Below are 23,914 nucleotides of genomic sequence, written 5' to 3' on the forward strand. Positions count from 1 at the left end.
CCTCCCCTTCCGGTGCCATCGAGCAGGAGGGGAGGCCCATGACCAAAGTCGGCGATTATAGGGCGATCCTCGCCTATCTCGACAACGAGGGCGACCGCTGGAACGCCACCGCGCCCCTTGGCACGTCGGTCTTCATCTCCTACCGCTTCGCCACCAGCTCCGACCTTCCCGGCCTTCTGGAGGACGAGAACCCCTACGGCGCCAAATCCTTCCGGAGCTACACCTCGGCCGAGGAGGCCGCGTTCCGCAAGGCGCTCGGCCTGTACGAGGCGGTCGCGGGCGTGCGCTTCGTCGAGACGACGGACGAGAGCGCCATGGTACTCGCCTATGCCGCCGACATCGACGCCGGCAACCTTGCCGGCTATGCCAGCCTGCCTTTCACGAACATCGACAGCGGGGCCTTCGACAACCCCAAGGATTTCGTGATGAACCTCGACAAGAACGAGATGAACAGCGGTCACGGCTTCACCACCGTCCTCCACGAACTGGGCCACACCCTCGGCCTCAGCCATCCGTTCGAGGGGGCCTTTACGCTCAAATCCTCCCTCGACAGCACCGACACCACGGTGATGTCCTACAACCACACCATCGATCCCCAGACCGAGCCGAGCCCGTTCGACGTGCAGGCCGTCCAGCACATCTACGGCAAGTCCGGAGCCCTGAAGGGCTGGAGCTATGGTCTCGACAAGGGGGTCTTCACCGCCGAAGGGACCAAGCGGGCTGAGGAGGTGGTCGGGTTGCTCCACATGAAGAACCACATCGACGGCAAGGGCGGGGCCGACAAGATCTGGGGCTGGGAAAAGGCGGACCGGCTGGAGGGCGGCGGCGGAAACGACCGGCTCATGGGCAACGGCGGCGCCGACATCCTGCGCGGCGGTGCAGGGGACGACACGCTTCTGGGCGACCGGGATATCGAGGGCCGGCTCTACGACTTCGGCGACAAGCTCTACGGTCAGGACGGCGACGACACGCTCAAGGGCCACGACGGCAATGACCTGCTCGTCGGCGGCAAGGGCGACGACCTGCTGGTCGGCGACGACGGGGAATACTGGTGGGTGAACGACGACATCCTGCGCGGCGGCGCGGGAAAGGACGACCTGCGCGGCGGCGGCGGTGACGACACGCTCGACGGCGGCACCGGCGTCGACGTGCTGCGCGGTGGCGCGGGCGACGACACGCTCTCGGGCGGCGGGCAGAAGGACAGGCTTCTCGGCGAGGCGGGCAACGACAGCCTCTCCGGGGACGCCGGCAACGACCGCCTGATCGGCGGCGGCGGCACCGACACGCTCGCCGGCGGCAGCGGCGCCGATGTCCTGATCGGCGGCCGGAATGCGCGCGACACCTTCGTCTTCACCCGGAAGGATTTCGGCGCGACCGACCGCATCACCGATTACGACCTCGGGATCGACCGGATCGACATCGCGGCGACCGGCTTTTCCGCGTCGGATGCCCGCTTCGTGAAAACGGGGGGCGGCTCCGACAGCCTCGTCCGTTTCGACGCGGACCTCGAAATCCGGATCATGGACGTGACAAAGGCCGAGCTCACCGGTCTTGCGGACTGGCAGATCTTCATCGAAGCCTGACCGGCGGGGCGGTGGCCGGCTTTCGCCGTTCACGCCGCTTTGAGAGCGAGCACTCTGGTAAGCGCCCGCGGGAGACCATACTCAGATAGCATGATGAAACGTCTTGCTTCCATTCTCGCGCTCACGCTGACGCTGGCGGGTCCCGCCTCGGCGGAGAAGATCTCGCTGAACGCGCTGTCGAACTACCTCAACGGGTTCGAGACCGCTTCCGGCGAGTTCACCCAGATCAATGCCGACGGCACGATCTCGACCGGCAAGGTCTATATCCAAAGGCCCGGGCGGGCGCGGTTCGAATACAACCCGCCGGACAACTCGCTGGTGATGGCCGGCGGCGGCACGGTGGCGATCTTCGACGCCAAGTCCAACACCGGTTCGACCCAGTATCCGCTGCGCCAGACGCCGCTCAGCATCATCCTGCAGAAGAACGTGAACCTCTCCCAGGCGCGCATGGTCGTCGCCCACACCACCGACGGCAAGACAACGAGCGTCGTCGCCCAGGATCCGGAAAACCCCGAATACGGCACGATCCGGCTGGTGTTCACCCCGGACCCGGTCGAGCTGCGCCAGTGGGTCATCACCGACGGGGCCGGCGACGAGACCACGGTGATCCTCGGCGAGCTGCAGACCGGCACGCGGATGCCATCGTCGCTGTTCGACATCATCCGCGAAGAGGCGCGCCGCAACTAGGGGCGCGCCCACGGCCTGCGGTCAGATCTTGCCGCAGGCCCGGAGCTGGCGGTCGTAGACGACCGCCCGGTCGCCGACCCGCGCGGCCACGTTCACCAGCCACCCCTTCGAATTGTAGCTCTGACGGGAATAGCCGGTCCAACCCTCGTGATAGGCGAGGTACTGGCGGCGCGCGTCGCTGAGCGGGATGCCGTTCCGGTCCCGCGTCTTGGTCATGTACCAGCCCATGAAATCGGTGGCGTCGCGAATGTCGTTGCGTTTCGCCCGGCGATTGCGGGTTTCGGTCTTGTACTGATCCCAGGTGGCGTCCAGCGCCTGGGAATAGCCGTAGGCCGAGCTCTGACGGCCCATCGGGATCACGCCCAGCTGCCATTGCAACGGGGTCCGTGCGTCGCCGTCGAACTTGCTCTCCTGGTGGATGATCGCCATCTGCACCGGCACGGGCACGCCCCACTTCCGCTCGGCCTTTCGCATGGCGCGCAGGTACTTGGGGCGCTGGTCGACGATGCTGCAGGCATTGTCGAGGTTCTTGGGAGATACCTTGTTTCCGCCCCCGCAGCCGGCAAGAACCGCCAGGAGGCACAAGGCGCATAGAGATCTGATCATCCGCCTGTCCGATCCGATTTGTTTTTTGATCTGCTCGTTTTTTTCCAGTCTAGGCGAAATCGCGTCCGGGGTGAACGCAGAACACGCGGACCCGACAGCACAATTTTTCGTGGGGTGTTACAGCAGGATCGCCAGCGCGACGGGGTAGATGGCGACCGACAGGAACGTGGAGACAACCACGAGGCCGGCCACCGCCTCGGCGTCGGCATCGTATTTCTCGGCGAGCAGGTAGGCCGTCACCGGCACCGGGGTGATGATCTGGATGATCAGCACCGCCATCGGCACCGGGGGCAGGGCAAGGGCCAGCCCCGCGGCGATCCCGGCGCCGGCGGAAACCACCAGCTTGACCAGCGAGAGCCCGAACGAGCGGACCAGCGCGCCGGGGTGCAGGCTGCCCATCGCCACGCCGAGCGTCAGCAGCATCAGCGGGATCGCCATCTGCCCGATCAACTCCAGCGAGTTGGTCAGCCATTGCGGGGTCTGCCATCCCTGCCAGAGAAACAGCCCGCCGAGCAACGACGCGATCAACATCGGCTCGCGCAGCACCCGGGCCGGGTTGGTGCCGCCCGAGAACAGCAGCAAGCCAAGGGTGAACATCCCGATGGTCGTGACCGCCAGCACCGCCACCCCGAGGCCGAGCCCCTCCTGTCCAAAGGCGAAAAAGGCCAGCGGCAGGCCGAGGTTGCCGGTATTGCCGAAGATCATCGGCGCGAGCAGGCTGCGCCGGTCGAGCCCCGCGAAACGCATGAAGGCCGCGAGCACGATCGCGACCAGCACGTAGCCCAGCGTCGCGGCGAGCGAGATCGCGGCCAGCGAGGCCGGGTCCGCGGGCGAGGTCATCAGGGCGGTAAAGATCAGGCAGGGGACGGCGAGCGTCATCGCCAGACGGGTGATGAAGGAGACCGGATAGTCCCAGCCCATGCGGGTCCAGCCATAGCCAAGGGCGGCCAGAAGAAAGACGGGAGCGGTGATTTCAAGGACTGTGACGAGGGCGTTCACACACTGTTTCCCATGATTCTGGCACTGGCGGATGGACTCACGCCCCGCAAATTCGTACCCATTTATCGTGGGGACTTTGTGTATGCATAAGAGTAAAGCCAAATATCACTTGGGCCAAGTTGTTCGGCACCGCAAGCATCCTTTCCGGGGTGTGGTCTTTGATGTCGACGCGATCTTTTCCAACACCGAAGCCTGGTATGATGCGATTCCGGAGGAAAGCCGTCCGGAAAAGGAGCAGCCGTTCTATCACCTGCTGGCCGAGAATGATCAGAGCTACTACGTGGCGTATGTCTCGGAACAGAACCTGGTGCCGGATTATTCCGGGGAACCTGTCGATCATCCCGACCTTCCGGACCTGTTTGGGGAATTCCGCGACGGTGTTTATCCGCTGCACTTCCAGCTGAACTGACCGGGGCGAACACTGTGGATCGTGGCGAGCGTCAGAACGGCGCCCGGTGGCCTCGTGACTGCGCCCTGAACCCGGAAATGTTCGCGATTTCGGTGCCTTGAGCCAAGGATTCCGTTGTGCTGGTCGAAGGGTGGAGCCGTGGTGTGGAGCTGACCTGCCAGGGACGATCCCGTACGGCGCCGGGGGAAGCATTCTTCGCCGACGCCGTCCGCGACCCGTTCAAACGGTCCGAGGTGAAGTGTCGTTTCCGGCGGTTGATCCCTGTCGCGGGCCGGGACTGACGGTTCGGAACCGGACGGGTTTCCGCCGAATGGCAGGCAATCGGCATGCCGGGTGGAGATGCTGGATCGCTGTATTCCGGAACGTGGGGGAGAGGTCCCTCGGAAAGGCAGGACCTCGACGCCGCGCTTTGGGTGGGGGCTGAAAACACGCGGCGTCGAGGGAAGCCTTTTGGAGCTACGTCGACAGGATGCCCGCGATTCGGGGCATTCCTGCGGTGTGATTGCGGCGACAGCGTGGCGCACATCTTCAAGGCAGCCGGTCACGAGGAGGTCTCCAGCCGAAACTGGAGCCGGTTGCGCCCCTTGCGATGCTCGTAGTGGAGATCCCTGGCCAGTTCCCGGATCATCAGCCATCCGAACCCGCCCTCCGGCAGGTCGTGCAGCTCGACCGAGAGGTCGTGGGGGCTGCTGGCCGGCAGCCGCAGGCCCGGCATCGGAGCACCGTCATCTTCCACCACCACGTTCAGCCCGGTGGCGAGAATTGCGATCTCGACGCTGAACACCCCCGAGAGCGGCCCGAGATAGGAATGCTCCACGACGTTGTTCATGATCTCGGCCAGCACGAGCTCCGCATGCACGCAATCCTCCGCCGAGAGCCCATGGGACGCGAGGGATCGGATAATCCTGCGCAGGGCGCGCCGTACTTCGGCCGGCGTATCGCCGACGAGCTCGTGGAGGTAGCCGCGGCACGGTGCCTTCATCGGGCCGGCGTGCCGGGGGCCGAAATCCGCCGCCGGCTGCCCTGGGCCGGATGCGGCCCCCGACGGTCCCGTGCGAGATGGCCCCGGAGTGCCGGATGCCCGTCGTCTTTCCATCAGGCGGCGCTGCTCCCGCTGTCGAGCACGTCGTCGGCGGACTGGTGAATGGTGAAGACCGAATCCATCCGGGTCAGGCGAAAGACCTTGGACACCTTGGGCGTCAGCCCCGCAAGTTCCAGCCTGCGGCCGTTCCCGAGGAACTTCATGGCGGCGACCACCGCGCCGAGGCCGGACGAATCCAGGAAATCGACCCGCTGGAGATCCAGCACTACCCGCTCCGGGCAATCAGCGCAGAGATCCCGCATCCTGTCCTTGAACTGGATGGCGCAGGCAGCATCGATCCGCGTGGCCAGAACATCGATCCTGAGAACGTTGCCTTCCGTGCGAGTCTCGAATTCCATGCGCTCCTCCAGTGCGGCAGGTCCAATCGGCAACAAGGCTGGACGATAAACCTTACCATTCGGTATGCACGCGGCTGAAACGGGGAGGACGATATGCGTAACGTGGTGATTTCCGGGGCGGCGCGGACGGCGATGGGTGGCTTTCAGGGGGTGTTTTCCGGGCTTCCTGCGCCGGAGCTCGGCGCGGCGGCATTGAAGGCCGCTCTCGGGCAGGCCGGCGTGACGACGGTCGAGGAACTGCTCATGGGCTGCGTGCTGCCGGCCGGGCAGGGGCAGGCGCCGGCACGGCAGGCGGGCTTCGGCGCGGGGCTCGGCGAGGAGGTGCCGGCCACGACGCTCAACAAGATGTGCGGCTCGGGGATGAAGGCGGCGATGATGGCCTTCGACCAGATCGCCCTGGGCCAGTCCGACGTGGTCGCCGCGGGCGGCATGGAGAGCATGACCAACGCGCCCTACCTGCTGCCCAAGATGCGCGGCGGCGCGCGGATCGGGCACCAGCAGGTCCAGGATTCCATGTTCCTCGACGGGCTGGAGGACGCCTATGACAAGGGCCGCCTTATGGGCACTTTCGCCGAGGATTGCGCCGAGCACTTCCAGTTCACTCGCACGGCGCAGGACGACTACGCGCTCGGCTCGCTGTCGAACGCGCTGGCGGCGCAGGAGAGCGGCGCTTTCGACGCCGAGATCACGCCTGTGCTGGTGAGGGGCCGGAAGGGCGACGTGACAGTGAACGAGGACGAACAGCCCGGCGCGGCCCGCCCGGAGACGATCCCGCATCTGAAACCGGCCTTCCGCAAGGACGGCACGGTGACGGCGGCCAATGCCTCGTCGATCTCGGACGGGGCCGCGGCGCTGGTGCTTGCCTCGGAAGACGCCGGCCTGCCGGTGCGAGCGCGCATTCTCGGGCACGCCAGCCACGCGCAGGCGCCGGGCTGGTTCACCACCGCGCCGGTCCCGGCAGCGCAGAAGCTGCTGCAGAAGATCGGCTGGGATGTCGGGGACGTGGATCTCTGGGAGGTCAACGAGGCATTTGCCGTTGTGCCGATGGCCTTCATGCGCGAGATGGGTATTCCGCGAGAGAAGATGAACGTGAACGGCGGGGCCTGCGCGCTCGGCCACCCGATCGGAGCTTCCGGCGCGCGGATCATGGTGACGCTGCTCAATGCGCTGGAGAAGCGCGGGCTGAAGCGGGGCGTCGCGGCGATCTGCATTGGCGGCGGCGAGGGCACTGCGATTGCAATAGAGAGGCCGTGATGCGGGTCGATTACACCGAGCTTGAAAAGACGATCCTGGCTCTGACCGAGGGCGAGGACGACGCGGTCGCGCTGATGGCCACGCTCGCCTGCGAGATCCACCATGCCGACGACCGGTTCGACTGGACCGGCTTCTACCGGGTGGTCGCGCCGGAACTGCTCAAGATCGGCCCCTACCAGGGCGGGCACGGCTGCCTGGTGATCCCCTTCGCGCGCGGTGTCTGCGGCGCCGCGGCGCGGACCGGCGAGGTGCAGCTTGTGGCGGACGTGGAGGCCTTTCCGGGGCACATCGCCTGCGCCACCTCCACCCGGTCGGAGATCGTGCTGCCGGTCCGGGATGCCTCCGGTGCGCTGATCGCCGTGCTCGACATCGACAGCGACCAGCCGGCGGCCTTCGACGAGGCCGATGCCGCCGGGTTGGAGCGGATCCTGAAGAAGGTCTTCGCCGGTGGCTGAACCGGTCCGCACCGGAGGCTGCCTTTGCGGCGGCGTGACCTACCGCGTCGCGGAGCCGCTGAGCTCGGTTTCGGCCTGCCATTGCAGCCAGTGCCGCCGCCAGTCCGGGCACGTCTGGGCCTCGGCGCAGGCACCCCTGGCTGCGGTGGAGATCAGCGGACCGGTGCGCTGGTATGCGGCGAGCGAGGGCGCGCGGCGCGGGTTCTGCCCGGACTGCGGGTCCTTCCTGTTCTGGCGGGCGCTGGACGAGGAGACGATCTCGGTCTCGCTCGGCTCGCTCGACGGGGCGACCGGGTTGCGGCTCGAGAAACATATCTTCTGTGGCGGCAAGGGCGATTACTACGAGATCGCCGACGGGGTGCCGCAAGAGCCGTGAGCGACACCTACGATCCGCCCGCCGGGCCGCCGGTCGTGCTGCACATGGATGCGGAGCTGCTGGTGGTCGACAAGCCCTCGGGGCTTCTGTCGGTGCCGGGGAAGGGGGCGCACCTGGCCGATTGCCTGCTGGCCCGGCTCGAGACGGCCTATCCCGGCACGCTCCTCGTGCACCGACTGGACCGCGACACGTCGGGGGTCATGGTGTTTGCCCGCACCAAGACGGCGCAGCGGCACCTGGGGCTCCAGTTCGAGCGGCGGCACATGTCCAAGCGGTACATCGCCCGGGTGCATGGCCATCCGGAGGCCGAGGGCGGGGTGATCGACCTGCCGCTGATCGCCGACTGGCCGAACCGGCCGAAACAGATGGTGGATCACGCGCGCGGCAAGCCGGCGCGGACGCACTGGAGCGTGCTGGAGCGGGAGGCGGAGGCGGCGCGGGTCGCGCTGCTGCCGGAAACCGGGCGCTCGCACCAGCTCAGGGTGCACATGGCGGAGATCGGCCATCCGATCCTTGGCGATCCGCTGTATTTCGATGGGGTGGCGCCGCGGCTCATGCTGCATGCCGAACGGTTGGGGCTGCGGCATCCCGACGGCGGGGCGCCGATGGAGTTCGTTGCGCCCTGCCCGTTCTGAGGGAGGGGGGCTGTCTGCCCCCCGCGCCGTGCGGCGCTCCCCCCGCGGGTATTGGAGCCAGGAGAAGGGCGGGCGCGCCGCCCCTCCCGGTCGGTCACTCGGCCGGGTAGCCGCCGACCGCCTTGACCTCGACGAAATCCTCCAGCCCCCAGGCGCCGCCCTCGCGGCTGTTGCCCGATTGCTTGATGCCGCCGAAGGGCGCGCCCGCGGAGCGGGACTTGCCGTTCAGGTGGATCATGCCGGAGCGCAGCTTGCGGGCCATGCGCCGCAGGCGGTCGGGGTCCTGGGTCTGGGCGTAGTTGGTGAGGCCGTAGACGGTGTCGTTGGCGATGCGGACGGCCTCTTCCTCGGTGTCGAAGGGGATCATCGACAGGACCGGGCCGAAGATCTCCTCGCGGGCGATCGTCATGTCGTTGGTCACGTCGGCGAAGACCGTGGGGCGGGCGAAGTAGCCGCGGTTCAGCCCGTCGGGCCGGCCGAGGCCGCCGGCCACCAGCCGCGCGCCTTCGTCGATGCCCTTCTGGATCAGGCCCTGCACCTTGTCCCACTGCATCTGGCTGACCAGCGGACCGATGTGATCGCCGTCGTCGTGGGCATTCGCGACGCCGGTGTTCTCGGCGGTCTCGCGCGCGATCTCGACCGCGTCGTCATAGATCGAGCGTTCCACCAGCATCCGGCTCGGCGCGTTGCAGGACTGGCCGGTGTTTTCCATCATGTGGGCGACGCCGCGGCGGACGGCATCCTCGTCCGCATCGGCAAAGACCAGGTTCGCGCCCTTGCCGCCGAGTTCCAGGCTCACGCGCTTGATCGTGTCGGCTGCGGCCTTGGAGATCGCGATGCCGGCGCGGGTGGAGCCGGTGAAGCTCACCATGTCGACGCCCGGATGGGCGGAAAGCTGGCTGCCGACGCCGACGCCGTCACCGTTCACCATGTTGTAGACACCCGCGGGCACGCCGGCCTCGTCGAGGATCTCGGTGAACAGGATCGAGGAGAGCGGCGCGATCTCGGAGGGCTTCAGCACCATGGTGCAGCCGGTGAGCAGCGCCGGGATGACCTTGAGCGTCACCTGGTTCATCGGCCAGTTCCAGGGCGTGATCATCGCCACGGTGCCGATCGGGTCCAGGATGATCCGGTCGTTCGGCGCATCGGGACGCAGCATCCGCACGAAGTCGAACTCCTTCGCGGCGCGGATGAAGTTCTTGATGTGGTAGCTGCCGGCGCCGACCTGGTCCTCGCGGGAGAGCTTGAGCGGCGCGCCCATCTCGGTGGTCATGGCCTGGGCCATGTCCTCCGCGCGGGCGTTGTAGATCTCGAGGATCTTCTCGACCACGGCAATGCGCTCGGCCGGGTCGGTCTGGGACCAGGTCTCGAAGGCGGCGTTGGCGGCGGCGACGGCGGCATCGGTGTCGGCCTTGTCGCCGAGCGAGATCACCGCGACCTCCTCCTCGGTGGAGGGGTCGATCACCGGAAAGTCGCGCGACGCGGCCGGGTCCACCCAGGCGCCGTTGATGTAGAACTGGCGTTTCTCGATCATGGGATATCCTTCCCGTCTTGAATTTTGCGACACACTGTCACCGCTTGGGGCGGGTCGCAAGATGGGGGTTTCTTTCCTGAGTCTGGAATATATCTAAGGGCGAGGCAGCGATATTCGCCACCGCGGACGCGATCATTTCCAATCATGAAGGAGACCCGAGCATGGGCCTGCGCATAAACGACACTATGCCTGATCTGAAACTCACGACGAGCCAGGGCGAGATTGCCTCGTTCCACGACTGGATCGGCGACAGCTGGGCGATTCTGTTCTCGCATCCGAAGGATTTCACCCCCGTCTGCACCACCGAGTTCGGCGCCGTGGCGCAGCTCGCCGAGGAATGGGAGAAGCGGGGCACCAAGGTGATCGGCCTGTCGGTCGACGGCGTCGAGGAGCACAAGAAGTGGATCGGCGACATCGAGAAAGTGGCCGAGAGCCCGGTGACCTTCCCGATCATCGCCGATGACGACCTGACGATCTCCAAGCAGCTCGACATGCTGCCCGCCGACGCCTACCTGCCCGACGGCCGCACGGCGGCGGACAGCGCCTCGGTGCGGGTGGTGATGATCATCGCGCCGAACAAGAAGCTGCAGCTGACGATGACCTACCCGATGTCGGTGGGACGCAACTTCGCCGAGGTGCTGCGGGCGCTCGACGCGCTGCAGGCGACCTACCAGACCCCGATCGCCACCCCGGCCAACTGGACTATGGGGCAGGACGTGATCGTCGCCCTGTCGCTGGACGACGCGGCGGCCAAGGAGAAGTTCGGCGAGTTCGACGCGGTGCTGCCCTACCTGCGCAAGACGCGTTCGCCGGTCTGATCGCCACCGGCAAACCGGGTCGGTCCCGCTCCCCGCGGGGCCGACCTCACGACGAGGGCAGCGGGTCGGAGGGGCCGGGCATCGCGGCTTCGCGGAGCGCGGCGAGCCGGCGGTCCAGGCCGCGCGCCACGTAGGCAATCGCGAGGCCACCGGCGAGGCAGAGCGCGAAAACCGGAACGAGCCGGAGGACCAGCTGGCCGAAATCCATGCTCGCCAGCGGCACGAACATTCCCAGGGCAAAGGCCGAGATCCAGCAGGCGGCGGAGAGACCGCCGATAAGGCCCAGGCGGATGCGGAAGGCGGCGGGATAGTCGCCGAAGCGCAGCAGCGGGCGCGATCCCAGCCCGGTCAGGCCGATCCGCCCGATCGCCACGGCATTGGCCGTCAGCGTGCAGACGACAGCGAGCTTGACCATGAGCTTGGGTGTCAGGCTGCCGCCGCCGGGGCCGAGCTTGAGCCAGAGCAGCGCGAGGCCGCTGGCCCAGAGCAACAGCAGCGCAAGCGAGATGATCAGGTGGAAGTCGCGAAGTTGCCGAAGCTCCTCGGCCGCCAGCGGACGCCGCAGGCTGCGCATCGCGGTCGCATCGGCCGCAAGGGCATAAAGGAGACCGGGCACCAGACCCATGAAATGGATCCAGACGGCCATGTCTTTCGCAAATTCCGGCGTCACTTCAGGCTCCCGACTGGACCGCCCCTCCCACTGCCCCATCTCATCGCGCGACTGTGGCCCGAATATGGTCGGGGCGTGCCGGAAACCGCACGGTTGCGCCATCCCGGTCCGGGTGGCAGTCTTTGCGACAGCGTGGTGAGTGGATGGAGTGCCCTGTCAGCCAGAGCCCTGGAGAAGCCGATGCCCGCCAGACGACGTTTCCTCGCCACCGGTCTCGCCGCCCTTGCCGCGCCGGGTCTCCTGCGTGCGCAGGAGGATTTCCAGCTCGACAAGTCCCTCCGGGCCCGGGTCGTCCGGGTGCGCCCCGGCTTCGTGGCCGGCGACATCCACATCGAGCTCGGGCGGCATTTCCTCTATTACATCGTCGCCCCGGAGCAGGCGATCCGCTATGGCGTGGCGATCGGCACCGAGGGGCGCAACCTTTCCGGGTCGGCTTATGTCGGGCGCAAGGCGGAATGGCCGAGCTGGACGCCGACCGCCAACATGATCCGGCGCGAGCCGCACATCTATGCCAAGTGGGCCTCGGGGATGCCGGGCGGGCCGGAGAACCCGCTGGGGGCGCGTGCGCTTTATCTCTATCGCGGCGGACGGGACACCATGTACCGCATCCACGGCACGCCGCAGCCCTGGACGATAGGTCGGTCGGTGTCGTCGGGCTGCATCCGGCTGCACAACGACCATATCGTCGATCTCTATGACCGGGTGCCGGTGGGGACGAGCGTCACTTTCCACTGAGGCGCGCGCGGCGGCCGGGGAGGGGGCTGTCTGCCCCCAGGCGCCTTGCGGCGCGCCCTCCGAGGATTTGTCCGGACAGGTGAAGGGCCGGGGGCGGCCTGGTCAGTAGACCACGACCCGCGTTCCTAGCGGCACGTGTTCGTAAAGCTCCTCGACATGGGCATTCTGCAGCCGGATGCAGCCGGAGGAGAAGGAACGCCCGATGGTCCAGGGCTGCGGCGTGCCGTGGATGCGGTAGAGCGTGTCGCGGTTGCCCTGGTAAAGGTAGAGCGCGCGGGCGCCGAGCGGGTTCTTCTCGTGGCCGCCGGGCAGGCCGTTGCGCCACTTGGCATAGACCTGCGGTTCTGCGGCGATCATGCTGGCGGTCGGCGTCCAGCTCGGCCATTCGGCCTTGCGGCGGATCTCGGCGACACCCTTGAAATTGCGGCCCGGCGCGCCGACGGCGATGCCGTAACGCATCGCCTTGCCGTCGCCGAGGGTCCAGAACAGGAAGTGGTCGTCGGTCAGGACGTGGATCTCGCCCGCCGGATACTCCTTGGAAACCTTGACCACCTGCGGCCGGAATTTCTTCGGCAGCTTGGTCGAGGTCTGGGTCGCGGCAAAGGCCGGGAGCGGCATCGCGGCCGATGCGGCGGCGGCGCTCGCGAGGAAACTTCTGCGGCTGATCATTGGTGACTGCCCCTTCGTCATGATCGAATGCCCGTCGGGGATACAGGAAATTCCACCGGCTTCGAAGGGCGTGCGCGCAACCGCCTGCAAGAGCGGGCGCGGGTGTTGCAGCAGTTCAATGCTACCGGCAAGGCTGCCAGGCGCTTATTTGAACGCATGTTCAAAAAAGATTTGACGACTCCCCGAATCCCCGTCCTATACTGACCCCCAAGGCCGAAAAGGCCGCGGTGTCCGCAACGGCACCAGGGGAGGACATCTTTTGACTGCGACCACAACGCCTGCGGGCGATCTGTGTTCTGTTCCTGCGCTCCTGAGGCGCAACGCGCGCGAGTTCGGCACGCGCACCGCGTATCGCGAGAAGGAATACGGGATCTGGCAGAGCTGGACCTGGGCCGAGACCCTGCAGGAAATCGAATGGCTGGCGATGGGCTTCCTGGCGCTCGGGATGGAGCGCGGGGATCACGTGGCCATCATCGGGCGCAACCGGCCGGATCACTACTGGTCGATGGTTGCGGCGCAGATGTGCGGCGCGGTGCCGGTGCCGCTCTACCAGGACGCGGTGGCCGAGGAGATGGCCTATGTGCTGGAGCATTGCGGAGCGCGGTTCGTGGTCTGCGGCGACCAGGAGCAGGTCGACAAGGTGATCGACATCCAGGAGCGGCTCCACCAGATCGAGCACGTGCTCTACCACGACAAGCGGGGCATGCGGAAATACGACCACGAGCACCTGAACTGGCTGCGCGACATCCGCGACGAGGGCAAGGCCTCGCATTACCGCCACGAGGAGGAGCTGCACCGGCGCGAGGCGGAGCTGAGCTACGACAGCACCTGCGTGATGCTCTATACCTCCGGGACGACCGGCAAGCCCAAGGGCGTGGTGCTGTCGAACCGCAACATCATCGAGACCTCGAAGAACTCCTCCGAGTTCGACCATCTGCGGGCCGAGGACGAGATCCTCGCCTACCTGCCGATGGCCTGGGTGGGCGATTTCATCTTCGCCATGGGGCAGGCCTACTGGAACGGGTTTTGCGTGAACTGCCCGGAGAGCGCGGACACGATGATGACCGACCTCCGCGAGATCGCACCGACCTATTTCTTCGCACCGCCGCGGGTGTTCGAGAGCCAGCTGACCAGCGTGATGATCCGGATGGAGGACGCCGGTTCGGTCAAGCGCTGGCTGTTCCGGCATTACATGGCACTGGCCCGGCGGGTCGGCCCCGCGATCCTCGACGGCAAGCCGGTGGGGCCGATCGACCGGCTGCGCTATGCGCTTGGAGAATTCGCCGTCTTCGGGCCGCTGAAGAACGCGCTCGGGTTCAGCCGGGTGCGGGTGGGATATACCGCGGGCGAGGCGATCGGGCCGGAGATCTTCGAGTTCTACCGGTCGCTCGGGATCAACCTCAAGCAGCTCTACGGCCAGACCGAGGCGAGCGTCTTCATCGCCCAGCAGCCGGACAACGAGGTGCGCGCCGATACCGTGGGCGTGGTGTCGCCCGGGGTTGAGATCCGCATCGACGAGACCGGCGAGATCTTCTACCGCTCGCCCGGCACCTTCGTGGAATACTACAAGAACCCGGAAAGCACGGCCTCGACCAAGGATGCCGAGGGCTGGGTCGCCACCGGCGATGCCGGGTTCTTCGAGGAAGGCAGCGGCCACCTGCGGATCATCGACCGGGCCAAGGACGTGGGCAAGATGGCCGACGGCAGCCTGTTCGCGCCCAAGTACGTCGAGAACAAGCTGAAGTTCTTTCCCGACATTCTGGAGGCCGTGGTTTTCGGCAATGCCCGCGACTACTGCACCGCCTTCATCAACATCGACCTGACCGCCGTGGGCAACTGGGCCGAGCGCAACAACATTGCCTATGCCTCCTACCAGGAGCTGGCAGGCCACCCCAAGGTGCTGGAAACGATACGGTTTCATGTCGAGGACGTGAACCGGTCGGTGGCGCAGGACCCGATGCTCTCGGCTTGCCAGATCCATCGCTTCCTGGTGCTGCACAAGGAACTGGACGCCGACGACGGCGAGATGACGCGGACCCGCAAGGTGCGGCGGCGGATCATCGAGGAGAAATACGCCGACCTGATCGCGGCGCTTTACGACGGTTCGGAAAGCATCTTCACCACCACCGAGGTGACCTACGAGGACGGGCGCAAGGGCAGCATCTCGGCGACGCTGAAGCTGGTGGATGCCGCGACGGCGCCGGTCGGGAAATCGCAGGGGATGGCAGCGGAATGATCGGGGAGACCACGGGGCGGCGCGCGCGCAACCATCTGTCGGAAATGGGTATTTTTGCCAAGAAGATGGGGCCGGAGCGGCTCTTCCGGGCGGCGGGAGGCCTGTCGTGAGCGTGCCTGCGGAGCCCTACGTGACCGCCGACGGGCGGCAGATCGGCGATGTGCTGATGGAGATGCGCAACATCACGCTGCGGTTTGGCGGGGTGGAGGCGATCAAGGACATCTCCTTCGACATCCGGGAGGGCGAGATCCGGGCGATCATCGGGCCGAACGGCGCGGGGAAGTCCTCGATGCTCAATGTTATCAGTGGCTTCTACCATCCGCAGGAGGGCGAGGTCTGGTACAAGGGGGCGCCGCGGCCGTCGATGAAGCCCTACGAGGTGGCCCGGATGGGCGTCGGGCGGACGTTCCAGAACATCGCGCTGTTCGAGGGGATGACGGTGCTCGACAACGTCATGACCGGGCGGCTGACGCATATGAAGGCGTCGCTCTGGGAGCAGGCGATCTGGTGGGGGAAGGCCGAGCGGGAGGAGGTCTTCAACCGGGAACAGGTTGAAAAGATTATCGATTTCCTCGAGATCCAGGCGATCCGCAAGACCCCGGTGGGGCGGCTGCCCTACGGGTTGAAGAAGCGGGTGGAACTGGCGCGGGCGCTGGCCGCCGAGCCGTCGCTGTTGCTGCTGGACGAGCCGATGGCGGGGATGAACGTCGAGGAGAAGGAGGACATGTCCCGCTTCATCCTTGATGTGAATGACGAATTCGGCACCACCATCGCGCTGATCGAGCATGACATGGGGGTGGTGATGGACCTCTCCGACCGGGTTGTCGTGATGGATTACGGCAAGAAGATCGGCGACGGCACGCCGGACGAGGTGCGCTCCAACCAGGACGTGATCGACGCCTACCTGGGGGTGCCGCATGAGTGATCCCGGGCGTTTTGCGCACAAGTGCCGGTCGAAACGACCGGGACCGCGGTCGTTTTCCACGGGGGCGGCGGCCGCGATCCCGGAATCCGGGGCCGTCGGGCCGCGGAAGGCCGGAATGACCGCCGGTCCGGTCGTTTCGACCGCCGGTTGTGACCGGAAATCCAGACAGACAGCGGAAGGTACGGCATGGAGTTGCTGAACAAGATCTTCGTCGCGCCCTTCGCCGAGATGGTGGAGGCGCCGGACTTCCTGATGCAGGTGCTCTGGGAGGGGCTGGTGTCAGGCGTGCTCTACGCGCTGATCGCGCTCGGCTTCGTGCTGATCTATCGCTCCAGCCGGATCTTCAACTTCGCGCAGGGCATCATGGTGGTGTTCGCGGCGCTGACGCTGGTGGGGCTGCACGAGATGGGGGTGCCGGCCTGGATCTCGGTGGTGCTGACGCTCGGCGTGATGTTCGGGCTGGCGGTCACGGTGGAGCGGGTGGTGCTGCGGCCGCTGGTCGGGCAGCCGGACATCATCCTGTTCATGGCGACCATCGGCATCACGCTGTTCCTGATCGGCTTCGGCGAGATCATCTTTGGCGGCGAGAACAAGCAGATGATCACCGAGGAGCTGGGGATTCCCACCGGCGATATCGTGCTGGAGCCCTTCGGCGGGCTGCTGATCCTGCAGCATATCGACATCACGGCGGTGGTCGTGGCGGTGCTGCTGGTGACGGCGCTGCTGCTCTTTCTCAACAAGACGCGGATGGGACGGGCGATCCGGGCGCTGGGAGACGATCACCAGGCGGCGCTGTCGGTGGGCATCTCGCTGCAGACGGTCTGGGTGCTGGTCTGGTTCATCGCCGGGATCATCGCGCTGGTGACTGGCATCGCCTGGGGCAGCCGCGCGGGCGTGTCCTTTGCGCTGGAGGTGATCGCCTACAAGGCGCTGCCGGTGCTGATGCTGGGCGGGCTCGAATCCATCACCGGGGCCATCATCGGCGGGCTGATGATCGGGATGCTGGAGAAGATGTTCGAGATCTACTGGGGCGGGCCGCTGCTGGGGGGCAACACCGAGAGCTGGTTTGCCTATGTGCTGGCGCTGATCGTGCTGCTGTTCCGGCCGCAGGGCCTGTTCGGCGAAAAGATCATCGAGCGGGTGTGACGGAGACGAAGGCGGCCGCGCCGGAGGAGGCGCGGCTCTTTGGGAGGAGGATGACGTGGCAAAGCTGATAGCGATCCTGAACGTCGTGGCGTGGTCGGGCTTCTGGGCCTTCGGCTACCTCGCGCTGACGGGCGGGTCCGAGGCCGGCGGGCAGGTGGTCGTGGCGATGATCCTTGCCGCGCTTGGCGCCGCGGCGGGGATCTGGGCCTACATGTGGCTGGTGCGGCACAGCGAGCGGACCGGTTACGCGCGGCGGCCTAACAAGGCGGTGCCGGAGCAGCTCCGGGAGCCCGAGAAATACGCCGATGCCGGGGAACCCACCTGATGCTCTATCGCACTGCCGGCCAGTTCAAGACGTCCTACCGGACCGATCAGGCGCTGTTTCCGATCAGGCAGGACGCCTTCCTGCTCGGCGTGATCCTGATCTGCGCCTGGGTGGTGTTTCCGCTCACCGCGAGCGAGTTCACCTTTCAGACGCTGCTGACGCCGATCCTGATCTATTCGCTGGCCGCGCTCGGGCTGAACATCCTGACGGGGTTTGCCGGGCAGCTGTCGCTGGGGACCGGGGCCTTCATGGGGGTGGGCGCCTATGCCTGCTACAAGATGGTCACGCTGATGCCCTGGCTGAACCCGGTGGTGGCGATCCTGCTGTCGGGGGTATTCTCGGCGGGCGTGGGGGTGATGTTCGGCATCCCGAGCTTGCGGATCAAGGGCTTCTACCTCGCCATCGCGACGCTGGCGGCGCAGTTCTTCCTGGTCTGGCTGTTCGAGAAATGGGCCTGGCTCTACAACTACAACGCCTCGGGCGCGATCCAGGTGCCGAACCTCGATATCTTCGGTCTCTACGTGGCCGGGCCGCAGGCCAGCTCGATGACGCAGTATTACGTGGTGCTGACCATCGTGAGCCTGCTGACCTATCTCGCCATCAACCTCACGCGCGGCAACCTGGGCCGGACCTGGAAGGCGACGCGAGACATGGACATCGCGGCCGAGCTGATCGGGATCAACCTGATGCGCTCCAAGCTCACGGCCTTCGCGGTGTCGTCCTATATCGTGGGCGTGGCGGGGGCGCTGTTCGTGTTCATGTGGCGGGGGGCGGCGGAGCCGAACCTCTTCGACATTCCGCTGTCGTTCCGGGTGCTGTTCATCGCGATCATCGGGGGGCTGGGATCGATCCTCGGCAATTACCTCGGGGCGATCCTGATCGTCGGCCTGCCGGTCGTGCTGAACACGGTGCCGCGGGCGCTCGGGATCGAGGTGGAATCGGCGCTGCTGGAGCATCTCAACATCATGATCGTGGGCAGCCTGATCATCTTCTTCCTCATCATCGAGCCGCACGGGCTGAACGCGCTGTGGCGGCTGATCCGGGAGAAGCTGATCATCTGGCCGTTCCCGCATTGAGGGGGGCGGCACGAGGAGACAGGTGACATCCGGGAGGAGCACCCGCGCAAACGAGACGTCGAACATGTTCATTCAGGGAGGAAAGACATGAAGACCTTTACCAAGCTGGCGATGGCCGGCGCGCTGAGCCTCGGGCTCGCCGCCCCGGTGTTCGCGGAAGGGATCTATACCCCGAACCTCAGCTATCGCACCGGGCCCTTCGCGGCGACGGGCATTCCGCTGATGAACGGGCAGGCCGATTACATGGCGATGCTCAACGCGCGCGATGGCGGCATCGGCGGCGTGCCGATCGATTTCGACGAATGCGAGACCGGCTATTCCACCGAGAAGGGCGTGGAATGCTACGAGCGGACCAAGGCGCAGGCCGTGGTGACCCAGCCCTGGTCGACCGGCATCACGCTGCAGGTGCTGCCGAAGACCAACACCGACAACATCCCGATCCTGGCGCCGGGCTACGGCTTCTCGCCGATGGCCAACGGCAAGGTGTTCCAGTGGGCGTTCAACCCGCCGGCCTCCTACTGGGACGCGGCCTCGATGATCATGCAGTACATCGCGGGCGGCGACATGGGCTCGCTCAGCGGCAAGAAGATCGTGCTGCTGCACCTCGACCATCCGTTCGGCAAGGAGCCGATCCCGGTGCTGGAGGCGATGGCGGCGGAATACGGCTTCGAGCTGGTGCCGATCCCGGTCGGCCTGAAGGAGATGCAGAACCAGTCCGCGCAGTGGCTGCAGATCCGCCGCGAGCGGCCGGACAACGTGGTGATGTGGGGCTGGGGCGCGATGAACGCCGGCGCCATCACCGAGGCGGTCAAGACCAAGTACCCGATGGACCAGTTCATCGGCGTCTGGTGGGCCGGGCATGACGAGGACCTCAAGCAGGTCGGCGCCGACGGCAAGGGCTACAAGTCGATCTCCTGGTCGATGCCGCAGCCCGACGCGCCGGTGATGGCCGACATCAAGACCCACGTGGTCGATGCCGGGCTGAGCCAGCAGGAGGATCTCAACAGCGTGTTCTACCAGCGCGGGCTGGTGATCTCGATGATCCTGGCCGAGGGCATCAAGGCCGCGCAGGACAATTTCGGCAAGGGCGAGATCAATGCCGAGGAGCTGCGCTGGGGGCTGGAGAACCTCGACATCTCCGCCGAGCGGCTGGAGGAACTGGGGATGACCGGCATGGTGCCGCCGTTCAAGACCTCGTGCTCGGATCACACCGGGCATTCGGGCGGCTGGATGCTGGAATGGGACGGCGAGAAGTTCGTCCAGGCCAGCGACCTGCTGATGGCCGACGCGGCCTTCATCGCGCCGCTGGAGGAGGAGAAATCCGCCGAATACGCCGAGGCGAACGCGCCCTGGCCGATGAACGAAGCCTGCGAGTGACGTGACGACCCCCGCCGGCGGCCCCGGGTGGCTGCCGGCGGGATTTGGGTATTTCTGCCAGGAAGAAGACCGCCATGCTGGATGCCGCCCCCGCCGAGAGCAAAGACCTGCTTCTGGAGGTGAACAATATCGAGGTGATCTACAATCACGTGATCCTCGTGCTGAAGGGGGTGTCGCTCAGCGTGCCCCGGGGCGGGGTGACTGCCCTGCTCGGCGGCAATGGCGCGGGCAAGACGACGACGCTGAAGGCGATCTCGAACCTGCTGCACTCGGAGCGCGGCGAGGTGACGAAGGGCTCGATCCGCTATCGTGGCGAGGTGGTGCAGGACCTGGACCCGGCCAAGCTGGTGAAGCGCGGGGTGATCCAGGTGATGGAGGGGCGGCACTGCTTCGAGCACCTGACGGTCGAGGAGAACCTGCTGACCGGCGCCTATACCCGCGGCGACGGCAAGGGGGCGATCGATGCCGACCTGGAGATGGTCTATTCCTACTTCCCCCGGCTGAAGGAGCGGCGCAGGAGCCAGGCGGGCTATACCTCGGGCGGCGAGCAGCAGATGTGCGCGATCGGGCGGGCGCTGATGAGCCGGCCGGAGACGATCCTGCTCGACGAGCCGTCGATGGGGCTGGCGCCGCAGCTGGTGGAGCAGATCTTCGAGATCGTGAAATCGGTCAACGAGGGGGAGGGCGTGAGCTTCCTGCTGGCCGAGCAGAACACGAACGTGGCGCTGCGGTACGCCCATTACGGCTACATCCTGGAATCGGGCCGCGTGGTGATGGACGGGCCGGCGGCGGAGCTGCGCGAGAACCCGGACGTGAAGGAATTCTATCTCGGGGTGGGCGACGAGGGGCGCAAGTCGTTCCGAGACGTGCGCTCCTATCGCCGCCGCAAGCGCTGGCTGAGCTGAGGCGGGAGCAGGGGACGGGCCGGGGCCATCGCGGCCCGTCGAACCTGTCTCAGGCGAAGGTGGTCCAGTCCAGCACCTCGCCGGTTTCCAGGAAGTGGGTTCCGGAGGCGGCGATGGCGTCGTAGTTGACCTGTCCGTCCGCGCCGGTGTCGAGCGTGTAGCCGAGGTCGGCGAAGGCGGCGACGGTGAAGTCCGCCATGTAGTTCGCGCCGGCATTCATCCCGTCGTCCAGGCTGTTGATGTAGCCGGTCATGATCTCGTTGTCATAGACGCCCTCGTCCCAGTGACCGCGCGCCGTGCCGGCGCCGCCGTCGGCCTCGACCCAGAGATTGCCGCTGAACTCCGGGTGGCCGGCCAGTTCCGCGGTCGCCTCGGTGTCGCCGCTGTAGAGATAGGCGCGGTTGTCGTCGAAGGGGTTCGCGGTGCCCTGGTCGTCGACGTAGATCTGGTCGCCGACCAGGGCGTCCCAGCCGGAGACCGTGCCGCCCTCGGTCGGCTGGTCCCAGAGCGTGCCGAAGCCCACCACGTGCATCATCTCGTGCAGCACCGTGTCGTTCCAGAGCCCGCCGAGCGCGGCGCCGTCCAGTAGGTCGGCGGCGTCGGCGCTGTCGAATTCCATCAGGCCGGCCGTGGGGAAGCCTTCGTAGACCTCGTCGCCATCGGCGTCGGGCAGGTCGTAGGGGCCGGCACGGCCGAGGATGCCGCCGGTGCCGTCGATATCGGTAAGATAGGCCTCGATGACAAGGTCGTCGGCGTTGCGGCTCTCGCCGGCCTGCCCGGCCTCGATATCGGCGTAGGGGCCGGTGTAGCCGCTGTCGCCGTAGCCGAGGCGGATCATCGAGGTCAGGAACTCGGCGGCGCCGACGAAGGCGTCGATGAAGCCGCCGGAGAAGCCGCTGGCGGCGTCGCCGACTGCGCCCCAGAGGCTGTCGGTTCCGTAGAACTCGATGGTGATGTTGTAGTGATCGACGCCGTCGGCATCCGCGTCGCCGAGGGTGGTCGACCAGAAGGGCGTGGTTGCTGTCGGCGGTTCGGTCGGGCCGCCGCCGCCGCCCTTGCCGCCGCCTTTACCGCCGCCACCGCCACCGCCGTTTCCGCCGCCGCCACCGCCGTTGCCACCGCCGGGGGCATCGGGATCCTTCTCGGGCTTGGCGTTGCCGAGGTCATCGGTCGGCGAGCCCGGGGGCGGCAGGTCGAGGGACGCGGGGGCGGGCACAGCGGACCAGGCGGTTTGCGGCAGGAACGCCTCGTCGTCGCTGGTGTTCTCCGATGCGCTGTCGAAGAGGAAGGCATCGACCGGGGTCTGGAGCCTCGCGAAGAGCTCCGACAGGGCCTGCGGTGCGCGTGGTTCGGACCCGGCGCCGGCTTCGGGCGACGATGATCCGTCCTCCGGTCCGAAGTTCAGTTGGCCGGGCTGTGACAGCAGCTCGTGTTCCGGGGTCGCGCGCATCTCGGTGGTCTCCTCCAGTTGCCCCTGGGTAAGGATTGCACGCATTGCATGTGTCGCAAAATTCCGCGGCATTTTCGCCGGGATTTGGCGCCGAAGGGCGGATTGTCAGGGTGGTTGGTTGGCGATTGTGGCCTGTGTGGCAACGATTCCGCGGCGGTCGGCGTGGAGATGACCTGCGCCGGCCGCGGAGCGGGAATGCCCATGCAGGGAGTTGCGCCGGGCCCGTGCCGCCGTGATGATGGCGGGGGAGACGCAAGGCCCCGGACTGCCGATGGCGGCCACAGCGGGCAGCACGGAGGAAAGTGGGAGATGGCCAGACATTTCGACAAGCTGGAGACGCGGTCGGCGGACAAGCGGGCGGCGGCGCTGGCGGAGGCGCTGCCAAGGCAGATCGCGGCCGCCAAGGCGCTGAGTGGCTACGCGGAGACGCTGGCCGAGGTCGATCCGGGCAAGATCGTGGATGCGGCGGCGCTCGCCGCCTTGCCGGTGCTGCGCAAGTCGGAGCTCGGGGCGAAGCAGTCGGCGGTGGTGCCGCTGGGCGGGTTCGCGGCGCGGCCGGCGCACGGCTTCGACAATATCTTCCAGTCGCCCGGGCCGCTCTACGAGCCCGGCATGGTCAGCGCGCCGGACTGGTGGCGGCTGGGCCGGTTCCTCCATGCCGCGGGGATCGGCAAGGGCGACATCGTGCAGAACTGCTTCGGCTATCACCTGACCCCGGCGGGCGCGATGTTCGAGAGCGGGGCGCGGGCCGTGGGCGCGGCGGTGCTGCCGGCGGGCACCGGGCAGACCGAGCTGCAGGTGCGCGCGGCGGCGGATGTCGGCACCACGGCCTATGCCGGCACGCCCGATTTCCTGAAGGTGATCCTGGAGCGGGCCGACGAGCTGGGCGTGGAGCTCCGGATCGCGCGGGCCGCGGTGTCGGGCGGGGCGCTCTTCCCGTCGCTGCGCCAGGCCTATGCCGACCGGGGGATCACCTGCTTGCAATGCTACGCCACGGCCGATCTCGGCAACGTCGCCTACGAATCGGAGGCGATGGAGGGGATGATCGTGGACGAGGGCGTGATCGTGGAGATCGTCACCCCCGGCACCGGCGATCCGGTGGGGCCGGGCGAGGTGGGCGAGATCCTGGTGACCTCGCTGAACCCCGACTACCCGCTGATCCGCTTCGCCACCGGCGACATGAGCGCCTGGCTGCCGGGCGAGAGCCCCTGCGGGCGGACCAATGCGCGGATCAAGGGCTGGATGGGCCGGGCCGACCAGACGACCAAGGTGAAGGGCATGTTCGTGCGGCCGGAGCAGGTGGCGGCGCTGGTGGCGCGGCACAGCCATGTCCACAAGGCGCGGGTGATCGTGACCCGCGAGGACGAGATGGACAAGCTGCACGTGCAGATCGAGGCCGAGGGCGGCGACTGGACCGAATATGCCGAGGACGTGCACGACCTGCTGAAGCTGCGCGGATCGGTCGAGGTTCTGGCGCCGGGGGACCTGCCCAAGGACGGTGTCGTGATCGAGGATCGGCGGACTTACGACTGAAGCCGGGCGTTCCCCGCGCTGCTATTCAATAACCTGCGCCGCATGCTTACAGTTTGAGGCATTGGCAGGTT

At 66.8% G+C, this 23,914-nt stretch carries 25 protein-coding genes; 17 read left to right on the plus strand and 8 right to left on the minus strand.

Annotated features, from left to right (window positions below; all coding sequences use genetic code 11):
* Positions 1–38 precede the first annotated feature (38 nt).
* Entirely contained in the window at positions 39–1,583 is a 1,545-nt protein-coding gene (locus CHB86_RS25235) for a M10 family metallopeptidase C-terminal domain-containing protein (protein ID WP_217898319.1), read from the plus strand.
* Between the two features lie 93 nt (positions 1,584–1,676).
* Positions 1,677–2,270: a LolA family protein gene (locus CHB86_RS15095; protein ID WP_089233950.1), complete on the plus strand. Its 594-nt coding sequence runs from the start codon at positions 1,677–1,679 to the stop codon at positions 2,268–2,270.
* A gap of 21 nt (positions 2,271–2,291) precedes the next feature.
* Here the strand turns inward: CHB86_RS15095 and CHB86_RS15100 are convergent, their stop codons facing one another.
* Together CHB86_RS15100 and CHB86_RS15105 are read right to left on the minus strand one after the other, a co-directional pair.
* Entirely contained in the window at positions 2,292–2,876 is a 585-nt protein-coding gene (locus tag CHB86_RS15100; protein ID WP_089233883.1) for a transglycosylase SLT domain-containing protein, read from the minus strand.
* Between the two features lie 117 nt (positions 2,877–2,993).
* A complete protein-coding gene (locus CHB86_RS15105; protein ID WP_089233884.1) occupies positions 2,994–3,875 on the minus strand; it encodes an AEC family transporter in 882 nt (293 codons plus the stop codon).
* A gap of 82 nt (positions 3,876–3,957) precedes the next feature.
* On the opposite strand from CHB86_RS15105, the gene hspQ reads away from it, so the two are divergent.
* The gene (gene hspQ, locus CHB86_RS15110) at positions 3,958–4,284 is read left to right on the plus strand and encodes a heat shock protein HspQ (RefSeq protein ID WP_089233885.1); all 327 of its coding nucleotides are present in this window, start codon (positions 3,958–3,960) and stop codon (positions 4,282–4,284) included.
* 541 nt (positions 4,285–4,825) lie between these two features.
* Here the strand turns inward: hspQ and CHB86_RS15115 are convergent.
* Together CHB86_RS15115 and CHB86_RS15120 are read right to left on the minus strand one after the other, a co-directional pair.
* On the minus strand, positions 4,826–5,266 hold the full coding sequence (locus tag CHB86_RS15115) for an ATP-binding protein (RefSeq protein ID WP_176442892.1): 441 nt from the start codon (positions 5,264–5,266) through the stop codon (positions 4,826–4,828).
* Between the two features lie 113 nt (positions 5,267–5,379).
* Complete coding sequence (locus CHB86_RS15120; RefSeq protein WP_089233887.1) at positions 5,380–5,724, minus strand: STAS domain-containing protein; 345 nt, start codon at positions 5,722–5,724, stop codon at positions 5,380–5,382.
* 93 nt (positions 5,725–5,817) lie between these two features.
* Between CHB86_RS15120 and CHB86_RS15125 the strand changes: the two genes are divergently transcribed.
* From CHB86_RS15125 to CHB86_RS15140, 4 genes are read left to right on the plus strand one after another with little or no spacing between them, the layout of a single operon-like run.
* Complete coding sequence (locus tag CHB86_RS15125) at positions 5,818–6,978, plus strand: thiolase family protein (RefSeq protein WP_089233888.1); 1,161 nt, start codon at positions 5,818–5,820, stop codon at positions 6,976–6,978.
* Positions 6,978–7,433 (plus strand): GAF domain-containing protein, encoded by a 456-nt coding sequence (locus CHB86_RS15130; protein ID WP_089233889.1) that lies wholly within the window; start codon positions 6,978–6,980, stop codon positions 7,431–7,433. The genes CHB86_RS15125 and CHB86_RS15130 overlap by 1 nt, the downstream gene beginning before the upstream one ends.
* Positions 7,426–7,809: a GFA family protein gene (locus CHB86_RS15135; RefSeq protein ID WP_089233890.1), complete on the plus strand. Its 384-nt coding sequence runs from the start codon at positions 7,426–7,428 to the stop codon at positions 7,807–7,809. The genes CHB86_RS15130 and CHB86_RS15135 overlap by 8 nt, the downstream gene beginning before the upstream one ends.
* Entirely contained in the window at positions 7,806–8,444 is a 639-nt protein-coding gene (locus tag CHB86_RS15140) for an RluA family pseudouridine synthase (RefSeq protein WP_089233891.1), read from the plus strand. Before CHB86_RS15135 ends, CHB86_RS15140 begins: the two co-directional genes overlap by 4 nt.
* Positions 8,445–8,538: 94 nt before the next feature.
* Here CHB86_RS15140 and CHB86_RS15145 read toward each other — a convergent pair whose 3' ends face one another.
* On the minus strand, positions 8,539–9,978 hold the full coding sequence (locus CHB86_RS15145; RefSeq protein ID WP_089233892.1) for an aldehyde dehydrogenase family protein: 1,440 nt from the start codon (positions 9,976–9,978) through the stop codon (positions 8,539–8,541).
* A 161-nt stretch (positions 9,979–10,139) separates the two neighbouring features.
* On the opposite strand from CHB86_RS15145, the gene CHB86_RS15150 reads away from it, so the two are divergent.
* Complete coding sequence (locus CHB86_RS15150) at positions 10,140–10,796, plus strand: peroxiredoxin (protein ID WP_089233893.1); 657 nt, start codon at positions 10,140–10,142, stop codon at positions 10,794–10,796.
* A 46-nt stretch (positions 10,797–10,842) separates the two neighbouring features.
* Here CHB86_RS15150 and CHB86_RS15155 read toward each other — a convergent pair whose 3' ends face one another.
* Complete coding sequence (locus tag CHB86_RS15155; RefSeq protein WP_089233894.1) at positions 10,843–11,466, minus strand: hypothetical protein; 624 nt, start codon at positions 11,464–11,466, stop codon at positions 10,843–10,845.
* 180 nt (positions 11,467–11,646) lie between these two features.
* Between CHB86_RS15155 and CHB86_RS15160 the strand changes: the two genes are divergently transcribed.
* Positions 11,647–12,201 (plus strand): L,D-transpeptidase, encoded by a 555-nt coding sequence (locus tag CHB86_RS15160; RefSeq protein ID WP_089233895.1) that lies wholly within the window; start codon positions 11,647–11,649, stop codon positions 12,199–12,201.
* Between the two features lie 102 nt (positions 12,202–12,303).
* Here the strand turns inward: CHB86_RS15160 and CHB86_RS15165 are convergent, their stop codons facing one another.
* Positions 12,304–12,870, minus strand: coding sequence for a L,D-transpeptidase (locus CHB86_RS15165; protein WP_089233896.1), 567 nt, complete (start codon positions 12,868–12,870; stop codon positions 12,304–12,306).
* A gap of 259 nt (positions 12,871–13,129) precedes the next feature.
* Between CHB86_RS15165 and CHB86_RS15170 the strand changes: the two genes are divergently transcribed.
* The 7 genes from CHB86_RS15170 to CHB86_RS15200 all read left to right on the plus strand — a co-directional run bounded on the left by CHB86_RS15170 (position 13,130) and on the right by CHB86_RS15200 (position 20,860).
* Entirely contained in the window at positions 13,130–15,106 is a 1,977-nt protein-coding gene (locus tag CHB86_RS15170) for an AMP-binding protein (RefSeq protein WP_245837989.1), read from the plus strand.
* Between the two features lie 166 nt (positions 15,107–15,272).
* Positions 15,273–16,031 carry an ABC transporter ATP-binding protein gene (locus tag CHB86_RS15175; protein ID WP_089233952.1) on the plus strand — a complete coding sequence of 253 codons (759 nt, stop codon included), beginning with the start codon at positions 15,273–15,275 and terminating at the stop codon, positions 16,029–16,031.
* Positions 16,032–16,223: 192 nt separating this feature from the next.
* Positions 16,224–17,177 (plus strand): branched-chain amino acid ABC transporter permease, encoded by a 954-nt coding sequence (locus CHB86_RS15180; protein ID WP_089233953.1) that lies wholly within the window; start codon positions 16,224–16,226, stop codon positions 17,175–17,177.
* 55 nt (positions 17,178–17,232) lie between these two features.
* Positions 17,233–17,502 carry a hypothetical protein gene (locus CHB86_RS15185; protein ID WP_089233897.1) on the plus strand — a complete coding sequence of 90 codons (270 nt, stop codon included), beginning with the start codon at positions 17,233–17,235 and terminating at the stop codon, positions 17,500–17,502.
* Positions 17,502–18,578 carry a branched-chain amino acid ABC transporter permease gene (locus CHB86_RS15190; RefSeq protein ID WP_089233898.1) on the plus strand — a complete coding sequence of 359 codons (1,077 nt, stop codon included), beginning with the start codon at positions 17,502–17,504 and terminating at the stop codon, positions 18,576–18,578. Before CHB86_RS15185 ends, CHB86_RS15190 begins: the two co-directional genes overlap by 1 nt.
* Positions 18,579–18,665: 87 nt before the next feature.
* Complete coding sequence (locus CHB86_RS15195) at positions 18,666–19,955, plus strand: ABC transporter substrate-binding protein (RefSeq protein WP_089233899.1); 1,290 nt, start codon at positions 18,666–18,668, stop codon at positions 19,953–19,955.
* A 74-nt stretch (positions 19,956–20,029) separates the two neighbouring features.
* On the plus strand, positions 20,030–20,860 hold the full coding sequence (locus CHB86_RS15200) for an ABC transporter ATP-binding protein (protein ID WP_089233900.1): 831 nt from the start codon (positions 20,030–20,032) through the stop codon (positions 20,858–20,860).
* Positions 20,861–20,909: 49 nt separating this feature from the next.
* Here CHB86_RS15200 and CHB86_RS24670 read toward each other — a convergent pair whose 3' ends face one another.
* The gene (locus CHB86_RS24670) at positions 20,910–22,355 is read right to left on the minus strand and encodes a M8 family metallopeptidase (protein WP_176442874.1); all 1,446 of its coding nucleotides are present in this window, start codon (positions 22,353–22,355) and stop codon (positions 20,910–20,912) included.
* 264 nt (positions 22,356–22,619) lie between these two features.
* On the opposite strand from CHB86_RS24670, the gene CHB86_RS15215 reads away from it, so the two are divergent.
* On the plus strand, positions 22,620–23,843 hold the full coding sequence (locus CHB86_RS15215; RefSeq protein WP_089233903.1) for a phenylacetate--CoA ligase family protein: 1,224 nt from the start codon (positions 22,620–22,622) through the stop codon (positions 23,841–23,843).
* Positions 23,844–23,914: the final 71 nt, after the last annotated feature.

Origin of the sequence: Tropicimonas sediminicola, assembly GCF_900188335.1 — a bacterium.
Taxonomy (GTDB): Bacteria; Pseudomonadota; Alphaproteobacteria; order Rhodobacterales; family Rhodobacteraceae; genus Tropicimonas; species Tropicimonas sediminicola.

Coding starts and splice junctions, on each gene's coding strand:
- CHB86_RS15125 (WP_089233888.1), top strand. CDS start 5,818: ATGCGTAACGTGGTGATTTCCGGGGCGGCGCGGACGGCGATGGGTGGC.
- CHB86_RS15095 (WP_089233950.1), top strand. CDS start 1,677: ATGAAACGTCTTGCTTCCATTCTCGCGCTCACGCTGACGCTGGCGGGT.
- CHB86_RS15160 (WP_089233895.1), top strand. CDS start 11,647: ATGCCCGCCAGACGACGTTTCCTCGCCACCGGTCTCGCCGCCCTTGCC.
- CHB86_RS15145 (WP_089233892.1), bottom strand. CDS start 9,978: ATGATCGAGAAACGCCAGTTCTACATCAACGGCGCCTGGGTGGACCCG.
- CHB86_RS15175 (WP_089233952.1), top strand. CDS start 15,273: ATGGAGATGCGCAACATCACGCTGCGGTTTGGCGGGGTGGAGGCGATC.
- hspQ (WP_089233885.1), top strand. CDS start 3,958: ATGCATAAGAGTAAAGCCAAATATCACTTGGGCCAAGTTGTTCGGCAC.
- CHB86_RS15150 (WP_089233893.1), top strand. CDS start 10,140: ATGGGCCTGCGCATAAACGACACTATGCCTGATCTGAAACTCACGACG.
- CHB86_RS15100 (WP_089233883.1), bottom strand. CDS start 2,876: ATGATCAGATCTCTATGCGCCTTGTGCCTCCTGGCGGTTCTTGCCGGC.
- CHB86_RS15115 (WP_176442892.1), bottom strand. CDS start 5,266: ATGAAGGCACCGTGCCGCGGCTACCTCCACGAGCTCGTCGGCGATACG.
- CHB86_RS15165 (WP_089233896.1), bottom strand. CDS start 12,870: ATGATCAGCCGCAGAAGTTTCCTCGCGAGCGCCGCCGCCGCATCGGCC.
- CHB86_RS15190 (WP_089233898.1), top strand. CDS start 17,502: ATGCTCTATCGCACTGCCGGCCAGTTCAAGACGTCCTACCGGACCGAT.
- CHB86_RS24670 (WP_176442874.1), bottom strand. CDS start 22,355: ATGCGTGCAATCCTTACCCAGGGGCAACTGGAGGAGACCACCGAGATG.
- CHB86_RS15120 (WP_089233887.1), bottom strand. CDS start 5,724: ATGGAATTCGAGACTCGCACGGAAGGCAACGTTCTCAGGATCGATGTT.
- CHB86_RS15130 (WP_089233889.1), top strand. CDS start 6,978: ATGCGGGTCGATTACACCGAGCTTGAAAAGACGATCCTGGCTCTGACC.
- CHB86_RS15200 (WP_089233900.1), top strand. CDS start 20,030: ATGCTGGATGCCGCCCCCGCCGAGAGCAAAGACCTGCTTCTGGAGGTG.
- CHB86_RS15215 (WP_089233903.1), top strand. CDS start 22,620: ATGGCCAGACATTTCGACAAGCTGGAGACGCGGTCGGCGGACAAGCGG.
- CHB86_RS15195 (WP_089233899.1), top strand. CDS start 18,666: ATGAAGACCTTTACCAAGCTGGCGATGGCCGGCGCGCTGAGCCTCGGG.
- CHB86_RS25235 (WP_217898319.1), top strand. CDS start 39: ATGACCAAAGTCGGCGATTATAGGGCGATCCTCGCCTATCTCGACAAC.